Annotated in this window: 5 protein-coding genes and 1 pseudogene; 2 read left to right on the top strand and 4 right to left on the bottom strand. The window is 70.5% G+C overall.

Annotated elements, in window-relative coordinates:
- Positions 1-87: 87 nt before the first annotated feature.
- A complete protein-coding gene (locus D7V93_RS34810; protein WP_244237687.1) occupies positions 88-1,962 on the bottom strand; it encodes a TIGR04551 family protein in 1,875 nt (624 codons plus the stop codon).
- A gap of 79 nt (positions 1,963-2,041) precedes the next feature.
- The gene (gene mutM / locus D7V93_RS34805) at positions 2,042-2,932 is read right to left on the bottom strand and encodes a bifunctional DNA-formamidopyrimidine glycosylase/DNA-(apurinic or apyrimidinic site) lyase (protein ID WP_120647470.1); all 891 of its coding nucleotides are present in this window, start codon (positions 2,930-2,932) and stop codon (positions 2,042-2,044) included.
- A gap of 197 nt (positions 2,933-3,129) precedes the next feature.
- Here mutM and D7V93_RS34800 point away from each other — a divergent pair, with 197 nt between their 5' ends.
- Positions 3,130-3,951: a M48 family metallopeptidase gene (locus D7V93_RS34800; RefSeq protein WP_120647469.1), complete on the top strand. Its 822-nt coding sequence runs from the start codon at positions 3,130-3,132 to the stop codon at positions 3,949-3,951.
- A 43-nt stretch (positions 3,952-3,994) separates the two neighbouring features.
- On the opposite strand, the gene D7V93_RS34795 is transcribed toward D7V93_RS34800, so the two are convergent.
- A complete protein-coding gene (locus tag D7V93_RS34795) occupies positions 3,995-5,044 on the bottom strand; it encodes a YihY/virulence factor BrkB family protein (protein ID WP_120647468.1) in 1,050 nt (349 codons plus the stop codon).
- A gap of 107 nt (positions 5,045-5,151) precedes the next feature.
- On the bottom strand, positions 5,152-6,042 hold the full coding sequence (locus tag D7V93_RS34790; protein WP_120647467.1) for an MTAP family purine nucleoside phosphorylase: 891 nt from the start codon (positions 6,040-6,042) through the stop codon (positions 5,152-5,154).
- 95 nt (positions 6,043-6,137) lie between these two features.
- Between D7V93_RS34790 and D7V93_RS34785 the strand changes: the two are divergent.
- Positions 6,138-6,627: pseudogene (locus tag D7V93_RS34785) on the top strand (hypothetical protein); the annotation flags it as partial.

The following is a 6,627-nucleotide window of genomic DNA, read 5'->3' as shown; positions in this document are numbered from 1 at the left end:
CGTGGGGGCTGCCCTTGATGCCACACGCCATGAGCGACAGCGTCAGGGCGGTGGCGACACACAACCGGGGAAGGAGTCCGCGCATGGCTAGAACTTGATGGCCAGCGTGCCACGCACGGCGTGCGCGGTGCTGAGCTCCTGCCCGGGCAGGTTGAGGTCCTTCAGGCCGCTGAGCGGGAAGAGGATGCCGTAGTCGATGCCCGCCACGAAGCCGTCTTCCGTGATGTAGCGCGCGCCGATGTCCGCCTCCAGGCCCAGGCCCCGGCTGATGGAGGACGGCGTGGACTCCGCGTAGAACGCCTGCGAGTAGATGATGCTGCCGAAGACGTCGAAGCCCTCCGCGATGGAGTACTTGAGGCCCGGCTTCACGTAGAACGCATCCGTGACGCCGTTGAGGATGGAGCGCCACAGGATGAGGTCCACGCGGTAGTCGCGGTTGAAGCGGAAGTTGCGGATGGCGTTGTCGCTGCAGCCGCCGTTGTCGCAGCGGTACTGGCGGCCTTCCACGTCACCCGGCTCGGTGTTGCCCGCGTTGTCGCCGGTGCCGGAGCCCGTGCGGCCCGGGTAGTTGCCGAAGCCCGGCGCCTTGTCACCGGAGGCGAAGCCCAGCTCCACGCCCAGGTGCAGCTTGTTCTCGATGACGTGGAACTCCGTCTGGAGCACGCCGCCGAACTGCGCGATGCGCAGCGACTGGGTGGTGGGGTCGTTCGCCGTCAGCGCCCGCCCGTCGATGCTGCCCAGCTGGGCGGCGATCTCCGCCTCGATGCGGAACTTCTTCTCCGCGTACTTGAACCACAGGTCCGGCACGTACAGCGTGCCGCCGCGCGGGACGAAGGCCGGGGGGTTGACGCTCGCGCCCGGGGCGGCGTCCTCGAAGGGGACGCCCGTCTCCGTGACCGTCGCGTACCGCTGCGTGCGGTAGGTGAAGTACAGGCCGTAGTTGAGCACGCCCTGGTTGTTGTCCAGCTTGGCGCGCTCCTGCTGCTCGGTGTCGCGCCGCGCGATGGCCAGCACCAGGCTGTGGCTGTCGTCGGACTGGGTGAGGTCCACCGGCTCGCCCAGGGTGTTGGCGCGCTCGGTGGAGAGCCCTTCCGCGTTGAAGTCGATCATCGGCGTGACGTACCAGCCGGCGAACGGCTCGGTGACGAACTGGATGCGGTCCACCGTGTCGCCGTAGTCGCAGTCCAGGCAGTTGCCGTCGTTGCGCAGCATGCCCACGCCCCAGTGGCTGCCCATGCGGCCAAAGCGCAGGATGCCCACCGGCGTCGTCACCTCACCGTAGGCGCGCCGGACGTTGATGGAGTCCTTGAACGCGTTGACGGCGGAGTTGCCCGGGGTCTGGTTCTCCGAGAAGAGCGTGAACGTGTTGCGCCCGTCCGCGCTGTAGGCGCTGTCCGGGTTGGAGCCCAGCAGGATGTTGTCCAGGGCGTCCACCTGCACCTTGACCCGCACGTCTTCAGAGACGTTGAAGGAGGGGTCCAGGCGGAAGCGCATGTTGGCGCCCGCCTGCGTCCGCTCGGCGGAGGTGCGCGGCGAGCGCGTCCAGAACTGACGGCCCGAGGGCGTCCCGGACGCCAGCGGGAGCTTGTTCAGGTCGAACTTGTAGAAGAGCGTGGGGCGCACGCGCAGGTAGCCGTCGAGCGTGAACAGCTCCAGCTTGCGCTTCTCCTCCGTCCACTCCTCCTGCCAGTCGCTGTTGTTGGCCACGGCCTGGGTGGCCGTCTGCGCGCGGATGTCCTCGCGCAGCTCCTGGCGGGTGGCCTCCAGCCGCTGCTCCAGCTCCTCGCGGCTGACCGCGCCGTCGTTGGAAGCGGCGGCCGGAGCCGCGGGCGCGGGAGGAGGAGCTTCGGCGGGGGCCGACTCCTGGGGTGCCGCGGCGGGCGTGCCACCATCAGGCACCGGCGTCTGCGCGGTGGCCGTGGACGAGGCGACGAGCAGCGCCGCCAGCAGGACGTGAGGCATGGTCAACGGTCTCCGGGGCCACGACATGACGTGGCCGGTTTCAAAGGGCGGGCGATTCAAGCCATGCCCCCCTGGGGTGTCAACGTCTACGGGATCGGGGCTTCGCTCCCTCAACGGCCTTTTGCAAGCCCTTCACGGTCTTTCTGGCGGCAGCGGTCACTTTTGGGAGCGGCTGGCATGACGGACAGAAATGGGTGGTGCGCCCACCCTGGGTGAAGGACTCCACCGTCGTCCCGCACTTCGAGCAGGGCCCTTGCGCCCGGCCGTAGACGCGGAAGCGGTTCACCGACCCCCGCTCCTCCAGGTAGACGATGTCCTCGCCCTCCTGCTCCTTGAGGCCGAAGTCGAACGCGGCGTGGATGGCCTTCGCCAGGCGCATCCACTCGTCCGGCGTGAGGGACGCGGGGCTGCGCGCCGGGTGCACCCCCGCGCGGAAGAGCGCCTCCGCCGCGTGGATGTTGCCCAGGCCCGCGACTCTCCCCTGGTCCATCAGGGCCACCTTGAGGTCCTGTTTCGAACCTCCCACCGCCTCCTGGAGCTGGGGCCCGGTGAGGCCCTCCGTCAGCGGATCCCTCCCCAGGGCCTTCACCGCGGGCAGCTCCCACAGGCCCCGGGCCGGCGCGGGCTCCATCCGGCCGAAGAGGCGCGGATCACTGAAGTGGACGACGTGGCCGTCATCCAGGTGGAAGCGGGCGCGGCTGTAGGGGACGGCCTCGCCCTCCTGGCGGCGCACGAACTTGCCCGTCATTCCCAGGTGGGCCATCAGGCCATGGCCGCCCTCCAGGGTGAGCAGCAGGTACTTGCCCTTGCGCTCCACGGCCTCCACCCGGCCGGTGAGGCGGGCGAAGTGGGGCAGCTCCGCGCCCCGGAAGATGCGGGTGTCGTCCGCCTCCGCGCGCACGACGCGGCGGCCCTGGAACCAGCGCACGAGGTTGCGCCGGGCGATCTCCACTTCCGGTAGCTCTGGCATCCTGCCGGGGCACATAGCACCGCTTCCCCGCCCCGCGCATTCCCGGGCGGCGGGCTTGAGCCGCTCCCGCACCCTGTTCCGGCCGCTGGAAGACAGCCCGGCAGGCGGGGCTTGCCCGGGGGGAGCCGGCGTGAGTACGAGGGGCGGTAGACGTCAGCACCTCGCCACGAACCTCGCAGAGAAGGGACGAACTGCCCATGCAACGGATGGTCACCGCAATCCTGGCCCTCACCCTGGCCTCGGGCCTCACCGCGGGCTGCACGAAGCAGCGTGTGGGCGCGGAGAAGGCGCTCGCCCAGGTCTTCATCTCCGACGAACAGGAGAACCAGCTGGGCCTCCAGGTGAAGAAGGAGCTGGAGACGAAGGAGAACGTCAAGTACGTGCAGGACCCGGCGGTGGTGGACTACGTGCGCAGCATCTCCGCGCCCATCCTCGCGCAGGCCAACAAGGACCGCTCCGGGGTGAAGTGGAAGGTCAACGTCATCGACGACCCGAAGCAGGTCAACGCCTTCGCCACGCCGGGCGGCTTCCTCTACGTCTACACGGGCCTGCTGCTCGCGGCGGACACCGAGGCGGAGCTCGCGGGCGTCATGGCGCACGAGGCGGGCCACGTGGTGGGCCGGCACTCGGCGCGCGCGATGGTGAACGCCTACGGCCTGCAGACCATCACCCAGGTGGCGCTGGGCCAGAACCCGGGCACCGCCGCGCAGATCGCCGCGCAGCTCGCGGGTGGCGGCCTGCAGCTCGCGCACGGGCGCAGCGAGGAGACGGAGGCCGACGAGTACGGCGCGAAGTACGCCGCCGCGGCCGGGTTTGATCCGCGCGGCCTCATCAGCTTCTTCGAGAAGCTCCAGCAGATGCAGGGCTCGCAGCCCGCGGTGCTCAAGTGGCTCTCCACGCACCCCACGAACCAGGACCGCATCGCGCACCTGCAGAAGATCATCTCGCAGCAGGGCCTGACCGGCGGCCGCAACGCTCCGGGCGGGCTGACCGCCATCAAGGCGAAGCTGCCCAAGTAGTCCCCGGCCAGGCTCCGGCAGCTGCTCCCGCCCGCGCCGCGCGTCAGTGCACGGGCGGGCTGTCGTTGCCGTCCGGCAAGAGGCCGGGAGGCTCCGGATCCTTGCCTTGCGCCACCCGGCGCCGCCTGCGGAACAGGGCCAGCCGCGTCTTCTGGGCGCTGCTGGCGCTCTTGGCCGCGCCGGGCGTCTTGAGCGGCGGCTCCAGGGGCGCGGGCTCACCGAAGTCGCGCGCGCCCTTGGCCTTCCCCTGCACGGAGGCGTGCTCGAGGATGGCGTTGAGCTCCCCTCCGAGGATGAAGATGAGCCCGGAGAGGTAGAGCCACAGCATCAGCACCACCACGCCACCGATGGAGCCGTAGGTGACGTCGTACTTGCCGAAGTGCTCCACGTACTGGGTGAAGCCCCAGGTGCTGCCCAGCCACGCCAGGGTGCCAATCACCGAACCCGGGGTGATGTACTTGAAGCGCTGCCGCACGTCCGGCAGCAGGTAGTAGCAGAGCGACAGCATCAGCATCACCAGGCCCGCGGTGAACGGCCAGCGCAGCCAGGACCAGACGAGGTGGAACTCGTCGATGAGCGCCAGCTTGTCCGCCACCCATGCGCCCACGCGTCCGCCCAGCAGCAGGATGGCGAAGGACAGCGGAATCAGGAGCGTGCCCACGAGCGTCACCGTCAGCGCCAGCCCCTGCGTCTTCCAGTAGGGCCGGGACTCCGGCACGTCGTACGCCAGGTTGAGCGCCTTGCGCAGGGCGTCCACGCCGCGCGACGCGGACCAGAGCGCGATGAGCAGACCCACCGTGAGCAGCTTGGGCCGCGTCTCGCCGACGAGCGACGTCAGGTGCTGGCTGAGCACGCCCAGCGCGTCGCCGGGCACGAGCGGGCGGATGCGGTCCATCATCGCGTCCACGGCGCCGGGCGCGAACGGCAGGTACGCCACGAGCGTGACGAGGAAGAACAGGAACGGGAACAGCGAGAAGATGAAGTAGTAGGACAGCTGCGCCGCCACGTCGGTGACGGTGTCCTCCTCGATCTCCTTCCAGAAGCGCCGACCGAACTCCCTCCACGTCAGGTACTTGAGCCGTGGAAGCCCCATGTGGTTCCCCCTCCGGGTCTGTGGGGAGCCAATGTGTGAACGGTCCGGACTTTCGGCAGCAGGCAGCCAGCCGAGCGACCGGGGCGGGGACCGTCCAGTGTTCGCCGCTAGACGACCCCGGAGGGCAGGTAGCGGCCCAGCAGGGGGCGCAGGCGGGCGCGCACCTCGGCGGGGATGCGGGCGCGGTCGGTGAAGATGGCCAGCGCGAGCGCGCTGTCGCAGCGGCACACGGCCCGGGTGCCCGCGATGCGGGGCAGCGCGCGGCGCAGGAGGGCGGCGCCGTGGGCGGTGACGGCGTCCAGCCGCTGGGACAGCTGCACCTGGAGCGCCTCCGGCTCCTGGCCCGCGGGCTGGGGGCGCCAGGAGTCATGGTCGGTGGGCAGGGCGATGAGGGCGTAGTGCAGCTCCGCCTCGCGGGCGAGCCGGGCCTCGGGCATCGCGGTGAGGCCCACGAGGTCGCAGCCCCAGGTGCGGTACAGCTGGCTCTCCGCCTGGGTGCTGAGCGAGGGGCCCTCGATGCAGACGTAGGTGCCGGACGGGTGCACCACGGTGTCGCCCAGGCCGGCGGCGTCGGTGAGCGTCTGGCGCAGGGTGGCGCAGAAGGGCTGGGCCAGCTCCACGTGCACGGCGACGTCGTCGTAGAAGGTGCAGGGGCGGCGGTAGGTCCGGTCGATGACCTGATCCGGCAGCACGAGCTGGAGCGGCTGGATGTGCTCGCGCAAGGAGCCCACGGTGCCGGTGGCGAGGACGTGGGTGACACCCAGCATCTTCAGGGCGAAGAGGTTGGCGCGGTACGGGGAGCGGGTGGCGTTGTGGACGTGGCCCTGGCCGTGGCGGGAGACGAAGACGACGGGGACGCCCTCCAGCTCCGTGGCGACCATGGGCGAGCTGTGGGGGCCGAAGGGCGTCTCCACGGAGAGGTGTTCGCCCCGGCCCTGGAGCCCCAGGGCCTGGTAGAGGGCGTGGCCCCCGATGATGCCCACCTTGACCGCCGGCATGCGTCTCCCCTCGCCCGGGCGCCGGGCGTGGGCCCGACGATATCGCGGGGCCCTCCCCCGGGAAGCGCGGAAGACTGGTAGCTTTCACATTTGCCATGCGTCTTCTTCCGCGCCTCTTCGCCTTCACCGTCCTCTTCAGCACCTCCGCCCTGGCCGCCCCCATCCCTCCGGGATGCGAGGAGGACGCCGTCGCGTGCAAGGAGGACTGCACCATCGAGTACGGCGGCAACGGCAGCGCCATCCGCAAGCTGGCGCGCTGCTTCGAGGGCTGCACGGACCAGCGCTCCCAGTGCACCCGGAAGTTCAACGCGGTGAACGGCCGCGCGCCGGACGCCCCGGAGGCCGCGCCCGAGCGCAGGAACTCCAAGACGGAGGCCGCGAAGCTGCGCGAAATCGAGGAGAAGGACCGCAAGCGCGACGACGATCCGTTCGGCGACGAGGACAACAAGCCGGTGCGCGACCGCCCCGCGCGCGACGCCTACGACGACCCGCCGGAGCCGCCCCCGGAGCGCAAGGGCTACCGCGCGTCCGACGCCGAGCCCCCGAAGAAGCCCGCGAAGGGCGCCGCCAGCAGCCCCCGTCAGA

Origin of the sequence: Corallococcus llansteffanensis, assembly GCF_003612055.1 — a bacterium.
Lineage (GTDB): Bacteria > Myxococcota > Myxococcia > Myxococcales > Myxococcaceae > Corallococcus > Corallococcus llansteffanensis.
This window is presented reverse-complemented; position numbering and strand designations above follow the sequence as displayed.